This is a genomic window from Streptomyces sp. NPDC043176, assembly GCF_056436715.1.
The window spans coordinates 55,649-77,600 of sequence record NZ_JBWKCA010000030.1 but is presented as its reverse complement, the minus strand read 5'-3'; the positions used below and the strand labels follow the sequence as shown (position 1 = coordinate 77,600).

Genomic DNA, 21,952 nt, shown 5'->3' with positions numbered 1-21,952 from the left:
GCGAAGCGCAGCCAGCGGGCCTCGGAGGCGAAGCCGAGCACGGCCTGCATCACCGCGAGCGTCAACAGCTCGGCATCCGTCAGCCTCGGCGGACGGCCTGTCCGCCGCGTTCCTGCCAGAGAGTCATCGATCTTCACGTACAGTGCAGTCGCGAGGGTCTCGAGGTTTGTCGTCACACACGAACCAACGAGGCCCTCGTTTCATGCGCCCGAAGACTTCGGACTTACTCGTCTAGGGCCCAGGGGCCACCGGGGCCACCGGGGCCACCGGCGGGTACGAGTCGGCCGCAGAGGCCGCCGACGAGACCCGGCCGGCCGCCGGCGAGGTCCCCGTCACCGCCGAGGTTTCCGGCACCGGCGAGGTCCCCGTCACCGCCGAGGTTTCCGGCACCGCCGAGGCCCTCACCACCGAGGCCGTCACCCCGAGGCCGCCGGCGCCTGGCGCGCCGCCCGCCCGCGACCTGTGCCCGTACTCCCCCGTTCGTTCCTCTCACGAAAGGCCCTGCCCCGATGCGGAGTTACCACCTGTCACACAGCGGCGCCGGACTGGCCGGTCTCACCGTCCGCGCGCACGACGTCCCCGTTCCCGGCCCGGGTCAGGCGGTGGTGGCGGTGCGCGCGACCTCCCTGAGCTACCGCGAACTCATGGTGCTCGACGGGAGTTACGTGCTGCCGGTGAAGCCGGACGTGATCCCCGTCTCCGACGGCGCGGGCGAGGTGGTCGCCCTCGGCCCCGGTGCCGAGGGCGCCGCCGTCGGCGACCGCGTGATGGCCACGCTCTTCCCGACCTGGCAGGACGGGCCGTTCGGCGTCGAGCACCTCGCCCAGCGCGGCGGCTCCCTCGACGGCATGCTCACCGAACTCGCCGTCGTCGAGGCGGACTCGCTCGTCCCCGTACCCGCCCACCTCTCGTACGAGGAGGCCGCGACGCTGCCGTGCGTGGCGGTCACCGCCTGGAACGCGCTCACCGGCGACGCGGCGGGCGTCCGGCCCGGCGACACGGTCGTGGTGCAGGGATCCGGCGGCGTCTCGCTGTTCGCCCTCGGGTTCGCCAAGGCCCTCGGCGCCCGCGTGATCGCCACCACCGGCGGCCCCGGCAAGGCCGTGCGCCTGCGCGGACTCGGCGCCGACGAGGTGATCGACTACCGGGCGACCCCGGACTGGGCCGCCGAGGTCCGTCGGCTCACCGCCGGGCGGGGCGCCGACCGGGTCGTCGACGTCGCCGGGCTCCTCAAGGACTCCGTCCGCGCCGTCGCCCTCGCCGGCACAGTCGCCTGCGTCGGCTTCGTCGGCCGGACCCCCGAACCGCTCGACCCCCGCGCCCTCTTCGCCTCCGGCGCCACCGTGCGGGCGGTGGCCGTCGGCAGCCGCGCCCAGTTCACCGCCATGAACGACGTGATCGCGGAGCACGGCCTGCGACCCGTCGTCGACCGCGTCTTCCCCTTCGAGGACGCGCCCGAGGCGTACGCGTACTACGCCGGCGGCACGTCCTTCGGGAAGGTCGTCATCCGGGGGGCGGGGAGCGGGGTCGGCGGCGGCTGAGGAGGCCGCGACCGCACCCGGGCCGGTCAGCCGAAGTCGGGGATGGGATGGTCGGGGGCGAGGGCGGCGGCGATGCGCCGGGCGATCGTGTGCGCGCTGTGTCCGGCGGCGGCGTCAGGGCCGTTCGTGGTGGAGACCGCGATGGACAGGCGCTCGGACGGCAGGTAGGCCTGGGAGGCGGAGTAGCCGAAGAACAGAGGGTGCTGGGAGACCCAGTCGCCCAGGACGAGCAGGCCCATGCCGTAGTGGGTGGCCTCGGTCTGGGCGAGGCAGACCGTCGCCGGGCATGTGCGGGTGGGGTGGCCGAGCCCGACCGTTCCCGGGTTCAGCAGCTCCCGGTAGGACTCCGGGGAGAGCAGCCGGCCCGAGCCGATGCCGCCCGCCGAGCGGGCCAGGTCGCAGATGTCGGTGGTCTCCACCGCGCCCGGGGCGGTGGTCCACGAGGGGTTCCAGTACGTGGACTCCTCGTACGTGCCCCGGTCGGCGGTGAAGGCGTGCAGGGCGGGTTCGGGGATGTCGGGGGTGAAGCCGTTGCGGGTCTCGCGCAGTCCGAGCGGACGCAGGACCTGCTCCTCCAGGAGGACGTCGAGGCGGGTGCCGGTGATCTTCTCCAGGGCGGCGCCGAGGAGGACGAAGTTCGCGTGCGAGTAGCTCCAGTTGGTGCCCGGCTCGTACCACCGCTCCTGCCCGGTGGAGAGGGCCACCAGCTCCTCGGCCGTCCACTGGCGGTACGGGTCGGCGACGACGGCCTGCTGGAACGCGGGGAGGCGGACGTAGTCGACCAGACCGGTGGTGGAGGCGGCCAGCATGCGCAGGGTGATCCGCTCGCCGTCCGGCAGGTGGGGCAGCCAGCGGGCCACGGGGTCGTCGAGACCGACCACGCCCTGGTCGACGAGGCGCAGCAGCGCGGTGCCCATGTAGCTGATCGCGATGTTGCCGTTCCGGAAGTGCATGGCCGGGGTGGCCGGCACACCGGTCATCGACTCGCCCAGCGCGGTGGTGACGACCTCGCGGCCGTCGACGGTGACCCGCACGATGACCGACTTCAGGCCCATCTCGGTCCGGGCCCGCTCGGCGATCCGCCGGACGTCACGGGCCGGACCGTGATCGGGGACCCGCGAGGCGACGCAGGGCCGCCGATGGCCCGCCTCGGCCGGCGGCGTGCCGGCGGCCTCCACGGGGGCGACGAGGGCGCCGAGGGTGAGCAGCGCGGTGAGCGCGGCGAGGCGCGTCCGGGGCGAGGTGCGGGCTGGGCTCATGGTCGGAGTATCGGCCGGGCCCTCCCCCGCGGCGGGCGGGGCGGCCCCCGACCCGCGTGAACATCACCCGTCAGGCCCGTCCCCTCGCAGCCGGTACGTCCGTGCGGGTCGCGCTCCCCCCGACGCTCCGGTCGCACGATCTGTTCATACGTCAGAAGGCAACCGGTGTGTGCCCTTTGCCGTCCTCCGGTGACGAAAGGGGCAGCAGGGAAGCGGGGGGCGCCAGGGAACCGGGGCCCCACGGCACGTCGAAGCCGCTCCCCGGCGCCCGGACACGACCGATCGTGAGGAAGACCGCTTTGATACGTGTCACACGCGCCGCGGCCACCGCCGCGGCGTTACTCGCGCTGGCGGCGGTGTCGCCCGGCCCGGTGTACGCCGGGCAGCCGGGCCCCGCTGAACCGCCGGCGGCGTCGCCCGGGAGCCGGTACGGAGACGCCGAACTCCCCGGTGGCTGGACGGTCACCGGATCCGGCGCGGGCAGGCAGCTGGTCTGGACGTCACCCGAGCCCGTACCGATGGGCGACGCCCGGGTCGAGTTCCACGCGGACGACCGGCTCCTGGGCCGCCCGGTTCCCGGGGCCGACGGCCGCACCTTCCGGTTGGCCCTCGGGGCCACCCGCCTCGACGAGGGGACCCTGCTGTCGGTGACGGCCGGCGGGCGGCGGCTGGACGAGGCCGGGCAGGCCGGCGCGGCGCGCGCCCTTCCCGCCGCCCCCGCCGCCCTGCCCGAGGCGCCGCTTCCGGCCAACGCGGTCGACCCCGGGACGCCCGGGCGCTACCGGACCGTCAGCGGTTCGTACGACCTCGCCCCCGTACGCCTGCCGGGATACCCGGAGCCGATCGAGATGCGTGCCGTCGTGGTGGGGCCCGCCGGCGCGCCGGGCAAGCGGCCCGTGGCACTCTTCCTGCACGGCCGTCACGCGACCTGCTACGTCCCGGGCACCGACGAGATGAACGGCGCGTGGCCCTGCGCCGGGGGATCGACGCCGCTACCGAGCCACGAGGGGTACCTGCGCGCACAGCGGCTCCTGGCCTCGCAGGGCTACGTCACGTTCTCCATATCCGCCAACGGCGTCAACGGACAGGACTTCCGCGTCGAGGACGCCGGCGCTCAGGCCCGCTCGTCCCTGGTGCGCCTGCACCTGGCGCGCTGGGCCGGCTGGTCCGCGCACCGCGCCACCGCCCCGGCGGCCGTGCGCGCCACCGCCCCCGCCGACCTCTCGCGCGTCCTGCTCGTCGGCCACTCGCGGGGCGGCGAGGGCGTCAACCGGGCCGCGGTCGACAGCCTCACCCCGCCGCCCGCCGACCAGGACGGCTACCGGGGACCCGTCCGGTGGACGATCCGCGGCACCGTCCCGATCGGCCCCACGATCTTCGGCCGCAACCCGGCCCCCGACGTGCCGTCCATGACCGTCCTGCCGGGCTGCGACGGCGACGTGTCCGACCTCCAGGGCCAGAACCTCGTCGACGGCACCCGGGGCGTCAGCCGGGGTGCCGCCCTGCACAGCGCGGTGTACGTGGTCGGCGCCAACCACAACTACTTCAACAGCGAGTGGACGCCGGGGCAGGCCAAGGCCGCCGCCTTCGACGACTTCTCGTCCGACGACGGCACCGACCCCGTCTGCTCTCCCGGCACGGCGACCCGGCTCACCGCGGCCCAGCAGCAGGCCGCCGGCGCCACGTACATCGCGGCCGCCGCCCGGCTGTTCGTCGGCGGGGACGACCGGGTCCGGCCGCTCCTCGACGGCACCGGCCGCCGCGCGCCCTCGGCCGGTCCGGCCCGGGTCCTCACCCACGCGGTCGGCGGCCACCGCACGCCGGCCTTCCTGCCCGACTCCGGGGTCGCCGTCTCCGGCTCCGGCCGGCTGTGCGCGCAGGTCGACGCCGACGCCACCCGGTCCTGTCTCTCCCCCGAAACCGCCGGCCGGTCACCCCACTTCGCCTCGTGGGAGTCCGGCACCGAACCGGGCCGCGACGCCGTCGCCCTGGAGTGGGCGCACCCGGGACCGCGGGCCACGGTCCGCGCCGCGCGACCCGTCTCCCTGGCCGGTGCGGACGCCCTGGCCCTGCGGCTGATCGTGCCGCCCGGCAGCACCGGCACCACGCTGGACGTCGCCGTCACCGACTCCTCGGGCCGCCGCGCGGCCCTGGGCCGTACCCGCGTCGACGGACTGCCCGGCACCGAACGGACCGCCTCCTACTGGGCGCGCGAGGTCCGTGTCCCCCTGTCGGCCGCCGTCCGGTCCGGCCTGGACCCGAAGCGGATCACCGCCCTCGAACTGGCCCCCGGCGGCGGCTCCGGCCGCGCCTGGCTCATGGACGCCTGGGGCTGGCGCCCCGGTACCCCCGCGGCCCGGCCCGCCGCCCTCGCCCGGGTCGACGTCGGCCGCCTGACGGTGCGGGAAGGCGACTCCGGGATCCGTACCTACCGCGTGCCGGTCCGGGTCTCCGGACACGGCAGCGGCCAGGTCCGCCTCTTCGTGCCGCATCCGGAGACGGGGGAGGTCACCTCCCGCACGGTGACCGTGCGCCCGGGCCGCCATGACCTCGACATCCCGGTCGAGGTCACCGGCAACACCCGTTACGGCTACGACCTGCGGCACGACGCCTACGTCAAGGCCGTGCGCGGCACCGTCGTCGGCTCCCACCGGGGCGGCGTCACCGCCCTGAACGACGACGCCATGCCGGCCGTGACGCTCACCCCGGTCTCCGACGACGTCACCGAGGGCGCCCCGCTGGCCTGGCGCGTCTCCCTGTCCGCCGCGGCCGACGTCGACGTCTTCGGCGGGATCTCCTTCCTGCCCGTCACCGGTGGCGCCGAGCTCTCCACCGCCGACGTCGACCCCGCCTGGCTGGAGGAGCAGCTCGGCCACGTGCCCGACCCCGCCGTGTCCCTGTCCGAAGCCGGCGAGGGCGGCCTCGGACTCGGCGTCACCGTCCCCGCGGGGCGGACCGCCACGGAGATCGCCGTCCCGACCGTCCGGGACGACGCCGCAGAGCCGACGGAGTCCCTGCGCGCCGCCCTGACCACGTACGACGGCTCCTGGGAGCCCGTCCCCGGCCCCGAGTTCACGGGAACGGTGCGGGAGGCTCCGTGACCTGACCCGTCGGGCCGTTCCGGAGTGTTCCGCACCGGCCCCGACTGTGTGGCGCGCCCGTGTGGTCGCCGCCGTCGTGCCCTACCGGACGGTGGTCGGGTGCCCGGCCGTCGGGAGCGGCGGCCGGGCGAGGCGTACGAGCTCCAGCGCCTGCTCGGGGAACCAGTCGCCGGCGGCGGGGTCGACCGTGCCGCGCTCGGGGTCCTGGGGGCCGGCGGTGCCGCGCAGGCACAGGCCGTCCGACTCGCCGGGGATCTTGATCCAGAGCTTGGCGTCGTACAGCGGGTCGCCGGTGGCGGTCGTCGGCCGGTCGCCGAGGCCCCGGCCGGGCGGGTTGCACCAGTCCTGCGCGTCGGTGTACTTGCCGGGCGGCGGGGTCCACGGGCCGAGGCCGTTGCGGCTGGTGTCCGTGACGAAGTGCTTCCGCCGGGACGCGGGGGTGGTCACGTGTTCGGCGATCCACGCCTCGGCGTCGGCGCGGGGCCAGTACTGGTTCGGGCAGTCGGCGGCGTCGCCGCCGTCCTCCGCGTACCCGACGCAGGCGGAGATCAGCGTGCCGTACCAGTGACTGTCCGCCTCGGTGCGGTAGTTGGAGGCGTTGGTGAAGAAGCCGGTGGCGTCGCCCACCCCGGCCCGGATCAGGCGCGGCACGATCGAGCCGACGGTGTGCCAGCCGGGGTGTCCGGTGTCGAGGTAGACCTTGGTGCGGGCGAGCCGGCCCAGGGTGTCGACGGCGTAGCGGACCTCGGCGTAACGGGCGGCCGTCCTCGTGCCCTGCGCGTCGTCCTGGCCGCAGTCGGCGGGCAGCAGCGCGAGCGAATCGGGTTCGAGGACCACCATCGCCTCGTGGCCGGCTACGCCACGCGCCACCGCGTCCACCCACGCCTGGTACTCGGCCGTCGTCGACGCGCCTCCGCCCGAGTAATTGGAGCAGTCCCGGCCCGGCACGTTGTACAGGGCGAGCACGGGCACGGCGCCCTTGCGCGCCGCGTCCCGGACGACCGTCCGGGCCTGCCGCTCCACCTCGGCCGGCGCCTGGTCGCCGAACCAGACGGCCTGCGGCGTACGGACCATGGCGAGGATGCCGGCGGCGTCCGCGTACCGGCCGTCCCGCAGGAGGCCGACGGCCTGCCGGTACGCGTCGGGGTTGCCCTTCGGGGCGTAGAGGCGGCTCTCCCGCGGGCCGTGGGGCCCCACCGGTGCTTCCGCCCCGGCGGGTGGCGGCCCCGCCAGCAGGGCGGCGGCGAGGGCCAGGGGCAGCGCGAGCGCGCGGGCGGCGGTTCTGCGGCGCATGGGTGGAAGGACCTCCGTCGACGGCACGATCGGGACGGCTCCCGGTCCAGCATGGTGTGCGCGGACGAGGTGGGAGCGCTCCCATGAGACTTCCGGAGTCGGTGTCGTGCCGTCAAGAGGCTTGCACGGAACGAACGGTGGGGTGCGGCGATCGTCGGCGATCGACCGGCACCGGTCGGGACCGGGGCGACTTCGACCGTGCCGTGACCGTCAGCGCAGGGCACGGGCGACGTCGACGTGACCACGGCCTCCCGCGGCCCGTCGGTCACGGGGGCGCCGGGGGAAGCGCCGGCGGCGTCACCGCGACGGGGGCCGGTCCGGCAGGCGGAAGCCGTCGAACAGGTCGTCAAGGCCGCGCAGGGCGAGCCCGGTCGGGGTGGCGCGGACGGCGAGGTCGCGGGCTGCGACGGCGAGCGGATGGCGCAGGGCGCCCAGGCGGCCGACGCGGCGGGCGCGGCGGCGGACGGCGTCGGCGCGGTCGCGCCGGGCGGCGGTGTACGCGGCGAGGGCGGGCGCGAGGGCGTCCGGACCGTCGGCGCCGCCGCCGGCGGGCAGCAGGTGGGCGAGGACCACCGCGTCCTCGACGGCCTGGCAGCCGCCCTGGCCGAGGTTGGGGGCCATGGCGTGGGCGGCGTCGCCGAGCCAGGCGACGCGGCCGTGGTGGAGGCGCGGGAGCGGGGCGGGCAGCTCGTGGAGGTCGTGCCGCAGGACGTCCTCGGGGCCGAGGCGGTCGACGCGGTCGAGGAGGGCCGGGATCGGGTCGTGCCAGGAGCCGAAGCGGCGGCGGAGTTCGGCGCGGTGGTCGGCGGACGCGGCGCCGGCCGGCAGGACGGCGGTGGCGTACAGGTAGAACCGGCCGTCGGAGAGCGGGGTGATGCCGAACCGCTCGCCCCGCCCCCAGGTCTCGCTCATGGCCGGGACGCTCAGGTCCGGAGCTTCGACGAGCGCCCGCCAGGCGGTCTCGCCGAGGTAGCGCGGGCCGGGGTGGGCGGGGAAGTACGCGTGGCGCAGCGGGCTGTGGATCCCGTCGGCGGCGACGACCAGGTCGGCGGGAAGGTCCGGGCCGGCCTCCGTGCGCACGACCGGGCGGCCTTCCGCGTCGTCGACGGCCGTCACGGCGGTGCCGTAGCGGAGGGCCTCCGCCGGCAGGGCGGTCGCCAGCGCGACGGTGAGGGCCGGACGGGGGACGGCGATGGGGGGCGTCCCGTAGCGGGCCGCCAGGTCGGCGGTCGCGGTCCGGGTGAGCCATCGGCCGTCGGAGCGGCGCACCCCCATGGCGGCGGGGACGGCGGCGCCGGTGGTCCGCGTGACGTCGACGCCGATGGAGTGGAGGGCGCGCAGCGCGTTGGGAGCGAGGCCGATGCCGGCGCCGGTGACGGAGGGTTCGGCGGCCCGTTCGCAGACGGTGACGCTCCACCCCCGGCGGTGCAGTGCCACCGCGGCGGTGAGGCCGCCGATCCCCGCTCCGACCACGACCGCACGACGTCTCGACATGGAACCGCCCCTCCCCCGTGTCCGGGCACCGCGCCCACCGGGACGTTACTCCCGGCCGTATCCGAAGGCAGCGGCCGGGAGGGGGTGCCGGTCGGCCGGCGTGCGCCCGGCGTCCGGGGCGGACACCGTGCCGGCCGGAGGGGCACCGGCCGGCACGGTGTCCGACGTCCTGGCCGAGCACGTGCCCATGTCCGGGGCCGAGCGCGTGCCCGCGTCCGGGGCCGGGCGCATGTCCGAGCCCGGGGCCGGGCTCGTGCCGTCCGGCACGGTGCCCGACGTCCGGGCCGGGGGCGTGCCCGTGTCCGGCCCGGGCGCGCGCTCGGCTATGGGGTCAGAGCGCTCCGACGATGTCCTCGACGCGGTCCTTCGCGTCGCCGAAGAGCATGGAGGTGTTCTCCCTGAAGAAGAGCGGGTTCTGGACGCCCGCGTAGCCGGAGGCCATCGACCGCTTGAAGACGATGACCTTGGCGGCCTCCCACACGGTGAGGACGGGCATGCCGGCGAGGGGGCTGCTGGGGTCGTCCGCCCCGGCCGGGTTGACGGTGTCGTTGGCGCCGATGACGAGGACGACGTCGGTCTTCGCGAAGTCGTCGTTGATCTCGTCCATCTCGAGCACGATGTCGTACGGGACCTTGGCCTCGGCGAGGAGCACGTTCATGTGGCCGGGCAGGCGGCCGGCGACGGGGTGGATGCCGAACCGCACCTCGACGCCCTTCGCGCGGAGCTTGGAGGTGAGTTCCGCGACCGGGTACTGGGCCTGCGCGACGGCCATGCCGTAGCCGGGGGTGATGACCACCGACCGGGCGGAGCCGAGCAGTTCGGCGGCGCCCTGGGCGGTGATCTCCGTGTGCTCGCCGTAGTCGACGTCCGGGTCCGAGGGCGCCTCGATGCCGAAGCCGCCGGCGATCACGGAGACGAACGAGCGGTTCATCGCCTTGCACATGATGTAGGAGAGGTAGGCACCGGAGGAGCCGACGAGCGCGCCGGTGATGATCAGCAGGTCGTTGCCGAGGAGGAAGCCGGAGGCCGCGGCGGCCCAGCCGGAGTAGCTGTTCAGCATCGAGACCACGACGGGCATGTCGCCGCCGCCGATCGAGGCCACCAGGTGCCAGCCGAGCGCCAGCGCGACGACGGTCACGGCGATCAGCAGCCACAGCGCCGGCGCGATGACGAACCAGACGGTGAGGGCGACGAAGAGGCCGAGCGCGCCGAGGTTCAGGACGTTCTTCCCCGGCAGGACCAGCGGCCTGGAGTCGATGCGCGCCGAGAGCTTCAGGTTCGCGACGATCGAGCCGGTGAAGGTCACCGCGCCGATGAAGACGCCGATGAACACCTCGGCGTGGTGGATGCCCAGGGTGCCGAGCGCGTCCAGCGCGGCGGCCTCGGGCCCGTTGGGGTGGTGCTCGACGTTCAGGTAGCCGTTCCAGCTGACCAGGACGGCCGCGAGGCCGACGAAGGAGTGCAGCAGCGCGATCAGTTCGGGCATGCCCGTCATCTCGACGCCGCGGGCGCGCTGGATGCCGATCAGCGCGCCGACCAGCATCGCCAGACCCATCAGGCCCAGGCCCGCGGTGCTGACGTCGCCGTCCACGGCGAGCACGACGGACGCGACCAGGGCGACGCCCATGCCGAGCATGCCGAAGGCGTTGCCGAGTCGTGCCGACTCGTGCTTGGAGAGTCCTGCCAGCGCCAGGATGAACAGCAGCGCGGCAACGAGGTAGGCCGCTTGCGCGGCGAGGGTCGCGGACATGTCAGCTCCTGTTGAACATGGCGAGCATGCGACGCGTCACCGCGAAGCCGCCGAAGACGTTGATACTGGCCAGAAGGATCGCCACGAACGACAGCACCGTGACCGCGGTGCTCGAGTGCCCGATCTGCAGCAGCGCGCCGACCACGATGATCCCGGAGATCGCGTTCGTCACCGACATCAGCGGCGTGTGCAGGGCGTGGTGCACATGACCGATGACGTAGTAGCCGATCACGATGGCGAGCACGAAGACCGTCAGGTGGGGCAGCAGGGCGGCCGGCGCGAAACCGGCGGCGAGGAACAGCGCCAGCGCGGCGACCGCCACCCCGCCGAACCGCTGTGCCGGGGTCGTCGGCGCCTTCTTCGGCTTCGCCGGCTCCGGCGCGGCCGCGGGAGCGGCGGCCGGGGCGGCCGAGACCTGGACCGGCGGGGGCGGCCAGGCCGACTCGCCCGCGCGGACGACGGTGATGGAGCGCTGCACCGGGTCGTCCCAGTCGAGGACGAACGAGCCGTCCTTGCCGGGCGTCATCAGCTTCAGCAGGTTCACCAGGTTCGTGCCGTACAACTGCGAGGCCTGCGCCGGGAGCCGGCCCGCCAGATCGGTGTAGCCGATGATCGTGACGCCGTTCTCCGTGACGACCTGCTCGCCCGCCACCGTGCCCACCACGTTGCCGCCGTTGGCGGCCGCCATGTCCACGATCACCGAGCCCGGCTTCATGCCGGCCACCATCTCCGCGGTGATCAGCGTGGGCGCGGGACGCCCGGGGATCAGCGCGGTGGTGATGACGATGTCGACCTCACGGCACTGGGCGCCGTAGAGCTCGGCCTCGCGCGCCTTGTAGTCGTCGCCCATCTCCTTGGCGTAGCCGGTCTTGGAGACCTCGACCTCGGGGGACGCGATCGACAGGTACTCGCCGCCCAGCGACCGCACCTGGTCGGCCACCTCGGGCCGCGGGTCGGTCGCCCGTACGATCGCGCCGAGCGATCCGGCCGCGCCGATCGCCGCGAGGCCCGCGACACCGGCGCCGGCGACGAGCACCTTGGCCGGCGGCACCTTGCCGGCCGCGGTGACCTGACCGGTGAAGAAACGCCCGAACGCGTGCGCCGCTTCGACCACGGCCCGGTAGCCGGCGATGTTCGCCATCGACGACAGCACGTCCATCGACTGCGCGCGGCTGATGCGCGGCACGGCGTCCATCGACAGAGCGGTGAACGGACGGCTGCCCAGCTCCTCGACCATCGCGGGGTCGAAGGCCGGCGCGAAGAGGGCGATCACCGTCGCCTCCGGCCGGACGGCGTCGAGTTGTGCGGAGCTCGGGGCGTTGACCCCCAGCACCACGTCCGCGGCCGTCGCGTCGCCGATGGTCGCGCCCGCCGCCTCGTAGGCACTGTCGGTGAAGCCCGCGGCGGTGCCGGCGCCGGAGTCTACGACCACGTCGTACCCCAGTTTGCGCATCGGCTCGATCGTGGCCGGCGTGGCCGATACGCGCTTCTCACCCGCCCGCGCTTCTTTGAGGACTCCGACGATCACGAGATTCTCCGTTCGCTACTGCGGCCGTCAACGGCCTGCTACGACCTCGACTCCGGTTCGGGTTCAGCCCCGATCAGAATCGGGCCCGCTCGCCTCCACCGGAAGCGCCTCAGCCGTGATCAATGCCACACCGCCCCGATCGGCGCATGATTCATGTCACGCGCCGATCGGTGGACTCCTACCGGCGGTTGCCCGCGGTGGCGCCGGGCGCTGTCGGCGTCCGCGACGCCCGCTTGTCGGCCTGCCCCCGCAGCTCGCTCCTGGCCAGGGCGTTCCTGTGGACCTCGTCCGGCCCGTCGGCGAACCGCAGGGTCCGGATGTGGGCGTACATGTTGGCCAGCGTGAAGTCCTGGGACAGCCCGCCGGCGCCGTGGACCTGGATCGCCTTGTCGAGGATCCACTGCACCGTCGCCGGGGTCGCGATCTTGATCGCCTGGATCTCGGCGTGCGCGCCCTTGTTGCCGACGGTGTCCATCAGCCACGCGGTCTTGAGCACGAGCAGCCTCAACTGCTCGATGCGGACCCGGGATTCGGCGATCCAGTCACGGATGACGCCCTGCTCGGCGATCGGCTTGCCGAAGGCGACGCGTTCGTCGGCGCGGGCGCACATCAGCTCGACCGCCCGCTCGGCGATGCCGATCGAGCGCATGCAGTGGTGGATGCGGCCGGGGCCGAGGCGTGCCTGGGCGATGCCGAAGCCGTCGCCCTCGCCGCCGATCAGGTTCGCCGCCGGCACGCGTACGTCGGTGAAGGTGAGCTCGGCGTGACCGCCGTGCTCCCGGTCGTCGTACCCGAAGACCTCCATGCCGCGGTGGATCTCGAGGCCGGGGGCGTCGCGCTCGACGAGGATCATCGACTGCCGGCGGTGCCGCTCGGCGCCCGGGTCCGTCCGGCCCATCACGACGAAGATCCTCGCGTTGGGGTTCATCGCGCCGGTGATCCACCACTTGCCGCCGTTGATCACGTACTCGTCGCCGTCGCGGACGATCGACGTGCCGATGTTGGTGGCGTCGGAGGAGGCCACGTTCGGCTCGGTCATCGCGAACGCCGAACGGATCTCGCCGTCGAGCAGCGGCTCCAGCCACCGCTTCTTCTGCTCCGGGGTGCCGAACATGTGCAGCACCTCCATGTTGCCGGTGTCCGGCGCCGCGCAGTTCATCGCCGGGGGCGCGAGGTGCAGGCTGCGCCCGCTGATCTCCGCCAGCGGCGCGTACTGGAGGTTCGTCAGCCCCCCGCCCTCCTCACCCGGCAGGAAGAGGTTCCACAGGCCGCGCTTGCGCGCCTCGGCCCGCAACTCCCGGACGACCGGGACCGAGTCCCAGGCCCAGGGGTCGTCGAGCGCCGCCTGCTGGTCGTGGAAGGCCCGCTCGGCCGGGTACACGTGCCGGTCCATGAACTCGAGCAGGGACGCCCGCAGTTCCTCGGTCCTGGTGTCGAACCCGAATTCCATCAGTTCTCCTCCTTCAGCGCGGAAAGGCCGGCGTCGAGCAGCGGTTCGATCGCGTCGCCGAGGGTCTCGAAGCCCTCCCCGACCGTCTGGCCCCTGAGGTGCCGGAAGTGGATGCCCTCGATGATCACGGCCAGCTTGAAGGCGGCGAGGCCCAGGCGGAAGCCGAACCGGGAGACGTCCCGGCCGCTGCCCGCGGCGTACCGCTCGATCGTCTCGGTCTCGGTGAGGTGGCCGGGCGCGCCCGCGACGGTGCTGACGCCGGCGTCGTCGCCGACGACCTCGCCCAGCCGGTTGTAGACGACCGTGAGGGCGAGGTCGGACAGGGGGTCGCCCAGCGTCGCCATCTCCCAGTCGAGCACCGCCGTGGGACGGTCGTCGCCGTCGACCAGCAGGTTGTCGAGCCGGAAGTCCCCGTGCACGATGCCGCTGCCCGCATCGGTGGGAACGTCGGCGGCGAGGCGGCGGTAGAGCTCCTCGGCGGCCGGGAGGTCCCTGCTGTACGAGGCGTCCAGCTGCTTCTTCCAGCGGTGGACCTGGCGCTCCAGATAGCCGTCGGGGCGGCCGAAGCCGGCGAGCCCGACCGCCGCGGGATCCACCCGGTGCAGCGTGACGAGGGTGTCGACGAGCCGCTCCGAGATCCGCCGGGTGCGCTCCTCGCCGAGGGGTGCGAGCTCGGCCGCGAGCCGGTACGGGGTGCCGGCGCACCGCTCCATCACGTAGAACGGCGCTCCCAGGACCCCGGGGTCGTCGCAGAGGCCGTACGTGTGCGGCACCGGGACCTCGGTGTCGCGCAGGGCGCTCATCACGCGGTACTCGCGGCCCATGTCGTGTGCGGTCGCGAGCACGTGGCCGAGGGGTGGGCGGCGGACGATCCAGGTGGCGGCGCCGTCGGTGACCCGGTACGTGAGGTTGGACTTCCCGCCCGCGACGAGCGTCGCCGACAGGTCGGGACCGGCACCGGGGACGCGCGCGCGCAGCCAGCCGCCGAGCCGGACCAGGTCGATGCCGGGCGGGGACGCGTGGCGGCCGGCCACCGCGACGGCGGGGCCGTCCGCGGCGAGGCGTCGGGCGACGCCCGCACCGGTGCCGGGGGCGGCTCCGGTGACGAGCGCGGCGCGGGGTGTGGGGCGGTCGGTCATGCGGGGCTTCCGTTCCGCGTGGGGCACAGGCCCGGAACGAGGGCGGCGATCGCCGCGCGGGTGGAGGGGGCGTCGACGTGCAGGTGGGCCCGCATGCCGACGGCTCGCGCACCGAGCACGTTGGGCTCGGCGTCGTCGAGGAAGAGCACGCGGTCGGCGTCGAGGCCGAGACGCTCGTGAGTCAGTGCGTAGATCTCGGCCTGCGGCTTGCGCAGGCCGACCTCGCCGGAGATGACGACGGGGTCGAACAGCGCGTCGATCCGCTCGCGCGGATAGGTGTTGCCCCAGCTGTTGGACAGCAGGGCGACCCGGATGCCGAGTGCGCGCAGTTCCTCGACGAGCGCGAACATCGCGGGGTCGGGACGCATCCCGGCGAAGAGCCGGGCCAGGACGCCGACCGGGTCGACCGGCCGGCCGTCGACCGTGGTGAGCTCCGCAGCGAGCAGGACGCCGAACTCGTCGGCGCTCAGCTCGCCGGTCTCCAGGCGGTGGACGGGTGTCCCGGCGGGCGCGCCGCGGGACATCCAGGCCTTGAGGGTCCGGGAGAACGACTCCGGCTCGATGCCGTCGGCCTCGGTCCAGGCCGCGATCGACTCCTTCACCGGCAGGGTGAGCACCCCGCCGTAGTCGAAGGCGACGGCCTCGACCGGCGCCGTCGGCGGTGCGGCGGTCACGACGCGGGCCCGGCGGCGCGGGCGGTCACGAGGCCGCTCCGGCGAGGGTGACGCCGCCGTCGACGACGACGGTCTGGCCGGTGAGCCAGGCGGCGTCCTCGGACAGCAGGAAGGCGACGACGCTGCCGATGTCCTCGGGCTCGCCGAGTCGCTTGAGCGGGTAGGCGGCGGCGAGTTCCCGCTCGCGGCCCTCGTACAGGGCGGTGGCGAACTTCGTCTTGACGACGGCGGGCGCGATCGCGTTGACCCGGATGTCCGGCCCCAGTTCGACGGCCAGGAGCTGGGTCATGGAGAGCAGCATGGCCTTGCTGGCGCCGTACATGCCGATCATGGGGGCGGGCTGTACGCCGGAGACCGAGGCGACGTTGACGATCGAGCCGCCGTGCTCCTTCATCCACGCCCCGTGGACCTGCTGGGCCCAGGAGAGCGCGGCGAGGCAGTTGGTCTCCACGATCTTGCGGGCGGCCGCGAGGTCGAGCTCGATCATCGGGCCGTACACCGGGTTGATGCCGGTGTTGTTCACCAGCAGGTCCACGCTGCCGTACGCCTCGATCGCCTGGCGGACGGTGTCCGCCTGGTGCGCGGGGTCGTCGGCCTTGCCGGCGACTCCCAGCGCGTGGGCGGAGCCGCCCAGGCCGGCCACGGCCTCGTCGAGCGTCTCCTTGGTGCGGCCGGTGAGGACGACCCGCGCCCCCTCGGTGACGAGCCGTTCGGCGATGGCCAGGCCGATGCCGCGGCTGGCCCCGGTGACGATCGCGGTCTTTCCCTCGAAACGCTTCATGGTGTCCGTACTCCTTGTCGGCTCGGTGGGGGTCAGTTCAGGCGCTCGATGACCATGGCCATGCCCATGCCGCCGCCGACGCACATGGACTCGACGCCGAACTGCTTGTCGTGCCACTGGAGCGAGTTGACGAGGGTGGCGGTGATGCGGGCGCCGGTCATGCCGAAGGGGTGGCCGACGGCGATGGCGCCGCCGTTGACGTTGAGCTTGTCCAGCGGGATGCCGAGCTGCTGCGCGGAGCCGAGCGACTGGACGGCGAAGGCCTCGTTGATCTCGTAGAGGTCGATGTCGTCGATGCCGAGGCCGGCGCTCTTCAGGGCGGCGGGGATCGCCTCCACCGGGCCGAGGCCCATGACCTCCGGGGAGAGGCCGGTGACGGCCGTCGAGACGATGCGGGCGAGCGGGGTGAGGCCCAGCTCCCTGGCCCGGGTGTCGCTCATGATCACCAGGGCGGCGGCGCCGTCGTTGAGCGGGCAGGCGTTGCCGGCGGTCACGGTGCCGTCGGGCCGGAAGACCGGCTTGAGGCCGCTGACGCCCTCCAGGGTGGTGCCGGGGCGGGGGCCGTCGTCGGCGGTGACGACGGTGCCGTCGGGGAGGGTGACCGGGGTGATCTCGCGGGCCCAGAAGCCCTCCGCGATGCGCTGGACGGCGAGGTTCTGGCTGCGGACGGCGAACGCGTCCTGCTCCTCGCGCGACATGCCGATGACCTGCTGCACGTTCTCGGCGGTCTGGCCCATGGAGATGTAGACGTCCGGCAGCGCGCCGGTCCCGCGGGGGTCGGTCCACGCGGGCTCGCCGCCCTGGGTGCGGTCGTGCGTGCGCCGTCCGGCGTCGCCGAAGGCCGGGTTGAGTACGTCGTGGCCCGGGATGTGGTCGCTGGTGCCGTTGTCGAAGTGGCTGACCGACTCCACGCCCGCGGAGACGTACGCGTGGCCCTCGCCGGCCTTGATCGCGTGGAACGCCATGCGGGTGGTCTGCAACGACGACGAGCAGTACCGGGTGACGGTCGTGCCGGGCAGGTGGTCGTAGCCGAGGAGCACGGCGATGTTGCGGCCCATGTTCCAGCCCTGCTCGCCGCCGGGCAGACCGCAGCCCAGCATCAGGTCGGTGATCTCGCGCGGGTCGAGCTCGGGCACCTTCGCCAGCGCCGCCCGGACCATCTGCACGGACAGGTCGTCGGCGCGCATCTCCTTCAGGGACCCCTTGCCCGCCCGGCCGATCGGGGAGCGGGCGATCGAGACGATCACTGCTTCGGGCATGTGGGCCTCCCTTTACATGCTAAGCGGTTGCTTACTCAAGGTGGGCCCACTGTGCAGCGCGCGACGGCTCCCGTCAACAGGCGAGGGGGGTGGGCGGAGGATGACCTACGTCATGGTGCGCGCACGGCGGAACGGCGCGATGGTGGGCGGTGGACCCGGGCCGACGACGGCGACCGGGTCGGCCTGACGCGCCGCGCCCGGGCAGCGCGAAGCGCCGCCGCGGCGAAGGTGCGGGCGGGGTCAGCGGGTCGCGATGCCCGCGACGAACAGGTCGGCGAAGGTACGGGCGACGTCGGCCGCCGAGGAGGCGCCGTCGGGGCGCCACCACATCGGGAGGTGGTGCACCGAACCGAAGCAGTAGTCGACGGCCAGCTCCGCGCTGACGTCGTCGCGGAACACGCCCTCGCGCTGCCCCTCCACGACGAGGGCCCGGAAGGTCTCGTGGTAGCGGCGGCGCTCCCGCCGCACCTCCCGCTGGTTCTCCTCCGCGAGCTGGTGCAGCGAACGGAAGAAGATCGTGGCGCTCTCGATGTTCTCGATGGTCGTCACGACGACGTCGGCCACCGCCGCGTGGACGCGCTCCGCCACCGGCAGGTCCTGCGCCACCACGGCGTCGAGCCGCTCCGTCTGCATCCGCAGCACCCGGAGGTAGATCTCGTGGAGCAGGTCGTCCTTGGAGGGGAAGTAGTGGTACATGGCGCCCTTGGTGACACCCGCGGCGCGCACCACGTCCTGGACCGACGTCCCGTCGAAGCCCTTCTCCGCGAAGAGCCGCAGGGCCGCGTCCAGCAAGCGCTCAGGAACCGTACGGCCGTTGACGGTCGCCGGCGGCCGGCCCCTCCGGCGTCCCTCGGGTGCGGACACGACCGGTCTCCTAGCGGCGGCGCTTCGGAGCGTACGTCTCGAGGTAGGCGGCCATGAGGCGCCGCGCCTCGTCGATCGTCGCCTCGTCGCCGGTCCTGGACCCCTTGAAGGCCATGCCGAAGACCCGGTCGGCCGCCTCGTAGGCGACCTCGACGGCGAGCCGGGGAGTGTCGGTGGCGACCAGCTCGCGCTCGACCAGATGGCGCCGGAGCCGCTCGGCCTGCGCCTTGCCCCAGGCCTCCTCGAGCTCCACGAGCATCGGGCTGCGGCCCGGGGCGTACCAGAGCTCCACCATGCTGGGGTGCGCGCGGACGTAGGCGAGCTGCGGGTCGATCAGCGCGTCGACGACCTCGCGCAGGGTGCCGAGCGCGGGGTCGTCCACCGCGTCCGCGACGAGTCGGTCGATGTCCTCGCCGTGGCGCAGCACGAGGGCGGCGTCGACCTGGTTGCGGTCGGCGAAGTAGTGGTAGACGGAGGCGGTGGGGATGCCGGCGCGCTTGCCGATGGCGCCGAGGGTGGAGGCCTCGTACCCCTCCTCCGCCAGGATCTCGTCGGCGGCGTCCAGGATCGCCTGCACACGCTTCAGGCCGCGGCGCTGCACGGGCGCCGGGCGTGAAGGCGCCTGTGATGCCACCGAATTCCCGACCATGAGTCGAGAATATCAGTCAGAGGTGTACAAGATCATCGAATGACGGGATGAGCGCGCCGTCGCCCTCCGAGGTCAGTCGCCGAGTACGGCGCAGGTGCGGCGAGGTCTCGCGGCTGTCCGACACCTCGCAGATCAGGGCGTGGCCCTGGACCGGCAGGAGCGCCGCGCCGTCGCGCGCCGGAGGGGAGCCCGGACGCGACGATCCGGCCCTTGACCCCGGCCGGCGGAAGACCGGCGCACTCGCTCGGCGTCCGGTACAGGACACCGGTCCCGGCGTCGGGATCGTGCGGCGGAAGCACCGACGCGGGTCGGCGCCGAGGCCCGGCACCCCGGAGGGCGCCGGGCCTCGGCGAGTGCTGCCGGCCAGGGGTGGAGGGCCCTGTCGCACCGTCAGGAGACGGTGAGGAAGCGGGCGGTGCTCGGCACCCCGTGGGCGTCGAGGGCGAAGAGCATGTAGGTGCCCGGCAGGACGGCGCCCTTGTCGGCCGGGACGGACACCGTGTACGAGCCGGTGCCCGCGGCCGTGGACGTCAGCGGGACCCGTCGCTGGTCGTTGTCCGTGGAGTGGGTGGAGGCCGCGGCCCGCATCAGGACGAAGGAGGCGACCGGCCCCTCGGTGCCGACGGTGAGCGTGGTGCCGGCGGCGGCCCGGGGCGGTACGCCGCCGGTGATGACGGGGCGCGGCTTGGGCGAGCCGTCCGCGTTGAGCAGGTACGGCGGTGTGAACACGGCGCCGTCGGCGTGGTTGGTGGCGCAGTCGCCGCACAGGCCGCCGCCGCCGGAGAAGACCCGCCCGTCGGGCAGCAGGTTCGCCACGCTGTGGTAGTTGCGCGGGACGGCCATCGTGGCGAGCGGGGTGAAGCGTCCGGTCGCCGGGTCCCACAGCTCGGGGGTCAGCACGGACGTGGCGTCGCTGAACGGCACGGGGTACTCCTGCCCGCCGAAGACGGCGACCTTGCCGTCGGGCAGGACGACGCTGTTGCCGAAGGCGCGGGCGTTGCCCATGTCGCCCGTGCGCGCGGACGAGACCTGGTCGCCGTCGATGCTCACGGTGTACGCGCGCCGGGTGGCGGGGGTGTTCTCGTACGCGGGCGAACCGCCCAGGGTGAGCAGCTTGCCGACGTCGTAGGCGACGGCGTTGCCGGTCATGGCGTCCTGGCTGTCGGCCCGGGTGCCGGCGGAGGTGATGCTGCCGTTCCCGCCGGTCGTGATCCAGTTCATCCGCTTGCTCGGGCCCAGCTGGAGCACCTTGCCGCCCGAGGTGGCGTGCAGCCACATGTGGTTGTCGGCGCGGTAGGGGCCGCGGGGGTCGGCCGTCAGCGCCGGTGCGGCGGGGACGCCGGGGAGCTTGCGCCAGGTGCGGGTGTCCGGGGACCAGACCTCGCCGGCCCTGTCGCCCGTGGCGCCGCTCCAGGATCCGCCGAGGACGAAGGCCTCGCCGGTGGAGAGCAGGGTCATCGCCTGGTAGCCGCGGGCGATGTTCATGCTGGTGGTCGCGGACCAGGCGTCGGTGGCGGGGTCGTAGATGCTCGCCTTCTCGGCGTTGCTGCCACCGGTGACCAGGACCCGGCCGTCGGCGAGCATCGCTATGCCCGGGCAGAACATGTCGTGGCCGGTGTTGTCGATGCGGCGCTGGGTGACCCTGCCCGTCCTCAGGTCCAGGATCGCGGTCTGGGTGTAGCCGTTGCTGCCGCCGAAGCGGTCGACCGCGTACGCCGACCAGGCCAGGAGTTTGTCGCCCGGCAGGACGGCGGTGGCCACCGGCACCAGCGGGAAGCCGGTGATCCGGCTCCACGAGCCGTGGGTGGCGGGGTCGGCCGGTCCGCTCAGGCGTATCTCGGCGGCGGAGGTCCACGGCCCGCGGTTGCCGGCCTCGCCGGTCACGGTCAGGCGTATGTAGCGGGCGCTGACGACGCGGGTGAAGGTGGCGGTCTTGACGGTGTCGTCGTCGCGCCAGGTGCCCGCGGCGACGGGTGCGCCGAAGGTGGCGCCGTCGGTGCTCGTGGTGACGGTGTACGCGCCCGCGCGCCCGTTGATGCCGTCCTTGCGGGGCTGGTAGACCAGGGCGGAGACGGCTGCCGTGCGGTGCATGTCGACGGTGATGCCGTGCGGCAGCGGAGCCGCGGTCCCCGACCACCTGCTGTGCCACAGGGTGGCGGCGTCGCCGTCGAGGACGTTGGCCGCGCGGCCGTTCTCCTTGAGGGTCTCCTCGTCGCTCGCCGTGGCCGTCCATCCGGTCCGGGGCAGGTCGACGGTGGCCGCCGGGGTTCCGGGGTCGCCGAGGAGGTGGAGCTCCGCGGCGGAGCTCCACGGGCCCCGGTTGCCGGCCTCGGTGACGGCGGTGAGCCGGACGAACCGCGCGCCCTGCGGGGCGAATCCGAGGGTCTTGGCGCTGCCGTCGTCGGCGAGGGTGCCGGTGGCGACCGGACTGCCCCAGTTCAGGCCGTCGGCGCTCAGGCTGATCCGGTACTCGCCCACGCGCCCGTTGGCCCCGCTGACCCGGGGCCTGTACACGAGCGCCGAGACCACCGCCGTGCGGTGCATGTCCACGGTGATGCTGTGCGGCAGGGGCGCTGGGGTCCCCGCCCACCTGCTGTGCCAGATGGTGGCCGTGTCACCGTCCAGGACGTTGGCCGCACGCCCGTTCTCGCCGACGGTCTCCTCGTCGCTCGCCGCGGCGGTCCATCCGGTCCGGTCGAGCACGGGCGCCGTCGGCTCCATGGCGTTCGCCGGGGCCACCCCGTGATGCGGCGACCGCTTCGCCGTCTGCCGCTCGAAAGCCCCCGGTGCCGGCCGGTGCGTCGGGCCGTGGCCCCCCGGCCCCGGGCTCGCCATCCCCAGCCAGGGGGTGAGCCCGACGAGCAGCGAACCCAGGGCGAAGGCTATGAGAAGAGGGGAGCGGCGGAACGCCCCGGCGTACGCGCGGACACGTCTGGGCAGCAATCGGGCCTCCTGGGCGAATCGTGAACCACTACGCGCTCCTAGAAGATAGGTCCGGACGATTCAACTCCGGCGACGAACAGACGAGTTGGCGCGAATCCGGCGGTCGGGGCCGCGGTCGCCGGTCCGACGCGGTGGCCTGAGGCGGTTCTGTCGTCGTCCAGCAGCACGACAAGGCCTCGGCCGTCGCGATCCGCCCGGAGCGACTGCCGTACAGGAAGAGGTGATGT

General features: G+C 73.9%; 15 protein-coding genes and 1 pseudogene. 2 read left to right on the top strand and 14 right to left on the bottom strand.

The genetic code is table 11. The features are described from left to right. Positions 1-176 (bottom strand): annotated as a pseudogene (locus AC067A_RS33455) (IS982 family transposase); the annotation flags it as partial. Positions 177-509: 333 nt separating this feature from the next. On the opposite strand from AC067A_RS33455, the gene AC067A_RS33450 reads away from it, so the two are divergent. Continuing rightward, positions 510-1,541, top strand: a complete 1,032-nt coding sequence (locus tag AC067A_RS33450; RefSeq protein WP_479246824.1) for a zinc-dependent alcohol dehydrogenase family protein — start codon at positions 510-512, stop codon at positions 1,539-1,541. Between the two features lie 26 nt (positions 1,542-1,567). Here the strand turns inward: AC067A_RS33450 and AC067A_RS33445 are convergent, their stop codons facing one another. Next, positions 1,568-2,800 (bottom strand): serine hydrolase domain-containing protein, encoded by a 1,233-nt coding sequence (locus AC067A_RS33445; protein WP_479246823.1) that lies wholly within the window; start codon positions 2,798-2,800, stop codon positions 1,568-1,570. 299 nt (positions 2,801-3,099) lie between these two features. On the opposite strand from AC067A_RS33445, the gene AC067A_RS33440 reads away from it, so the two are divergent. Then, the gene (locus tag AC067A_RS33440; RefSeq protein WP_479246821.1) at positions 3,100-5,901 is read left to right on the top strand and encodes a hypothetical protein; all 2,802 of its coding nucleotides are present in this window, start codon (positions 3,100-3,102) and stop codon (positions 5,899-5,901) included. An 81-nt stretch (positions 5,902-5,982) separates the two neighbouring features. Here the strand turns inward: AC067A_RS33440 and AC067A_RS33435 are convergent, their stop codons facing one another. The 12 genes from AC067A_RS33435 to AC067A_RS33380 all read right to left on the bottom strand — a co-directional run bounded on the left by AC067A_RS33435 (position 5,983) and on the right by AC067A_RS33380 (position 21,725). Continuing rightward, the gene (locus AC067A_RS33435; RefSeq protein ID WP_479246819.1) at positions 5,983-7,194 is read right to left on the bottom strand and encodes a glycoside hydrolase family 6 protein; all 1,212 of its coding nucleotides are present in this window, start codon (positions 7,192-7,194) and stop codon (positions 5,983-5,985) included. A gap of 297 nt (positions 7,195-7,491) precedes the next feature. Then, positions 7,492-8,688, bottom strand: coding sequence for an FAD-dependent monooxygenase (locus tag AC067A_RS33430; protein WP_479246817.1), 1,197 nt, complete (start codon positions 8,686-8,688; stop codon positions 7,492-7,494). Between the two features lie 331 nt (positions 8,689-9,019). Beyond that, complete coding sequence (gene pntB, locus AC067A_RS33425) at positions 9,020-10,438, bottom strand: Re/Si-specific NAD(P)(+) transhydrogenase subunit beta (RefSeq protein WP_479246816.1); 1,419 nt, start codon at positions 10,436-10,438, stop codon at positions 9,020-9,022. 1 nt (position 10,439) lies between these two features. Then, entirely contained in the window at positions 10,440-11,966 is a 1,527-nt protein-coding gene (locus AC067A_RS33420) for a Re/Si-specific NAD(P)(+) transhydrogenase subunit alpha (protein ID WP_479246815.1), read from the bottom strand. A 178-nt stretch (positions 11,967-12,144) separates the two neighbouring features. Continuing rightward, positions 12,145-13,416: an acyl-CoA dehydrogenase family protein gene (locus tag AC067A_RS33415; protein ID WP_479246813.1), complete on the bottom strand. Its 1,272-nt coding sequence runs from the start codon at positions 13,414-13,416 to the stop codon at positions 12,145-12,147. Continuing rightward, complete coding sequence (locus tag AC067A_RS33410) at positions 13,416-14,555, bottom strand: phosphotransferase family protein (protein ID WP_479246811.1); 1,140 nt, start codon at positions 14,553-14,555, stop codon at positions 13,416-13,418. The genes AC067A_RS33415 and AC067A_RS33410 overlap by 1 nt, the downstream gene beginning before the upstream one ends. Then, positions 14,552-15,229: an HAD family hydrolase gene (locus tag AC067A_RS33405; RefSeq protein ID WP_479246809.1), complete on the bottom strand. Its 678-nt coding sequence runs from the start codon at positions 15,227-15,229 to the stop codon at positions 14,552-14,554. Before AC067A_RS33405 ends, AC067A_RS33410 begins: the two co-directional genes overlap by 4 nt. A 25-nt stretch (positions 15,230-15,254) precedes the next feature. Beyond that, complete coding sequence (locus AC067A_RS33400) at positions 15,255-16,010, bottom strand: SDR family oxidoreductase (protein ID WP_479246807.1); 756 nt, start codon at positions 16,008-16,010, stop codon at positions 15,255-15,257. Between the two features lie 32 nt (positions 16,011-16,042). Beyond that, positions 16,043-17,269 carry an acetyl-CoA C-acetyltransferase gene (locus tag AC067A_RS33395; RefSeq protein ID WP_479246805.1) on the bottom strand — a complete coding sequence of 409 codons (1,227 nt, stop codon included), beginning with the start codon at positions 17,267-17,269 and terminating at the stop codon, positions 16,043-16,045. A gap of 240 nt (positions 17,270-17,509) precedes the next feature. Continuing rightward, positions 17,510-18,133 (bottom strand): TetR/AcrR family transcriptional regulator, encoded by a 624-nt coding sequence (locus tag AC067A_RS33390; RefSeq protein ID WP_479246804.1) that lies wholly within the window; start codon positions 18,131-18,133, stop codon positions 17,510-17,512. Between the two features lie 10 nt (positions 18,134-18,143). Beyond that, the gene (locus tag AC067A_RS33385) at positions 18,144-18,734 is read right to left on the bottom strand and encodes a TetR/AcrR family transcriptional regulator (RefSeq protein WP_479246802.1); all 591 of its coding nucleotides are present in this window, start codon (positions 18,732-18,734) and stop codon (positions 18,144-18,146) included. 438 nt (positions 18,735-19,172) lie between these two features. After that, positions 19,173-21,725, bottom strand: coding sequence for a discoidin domain-containing protein (locus AC067A_RS33380; RefSeq protein WP_479246800.1), 2,553 nt, complete (start codon positions 21,723-21,725; stop codon positions 19,173-19,175). Positions 21,726-21,952 lie beyond the last annotated feature (227 nt).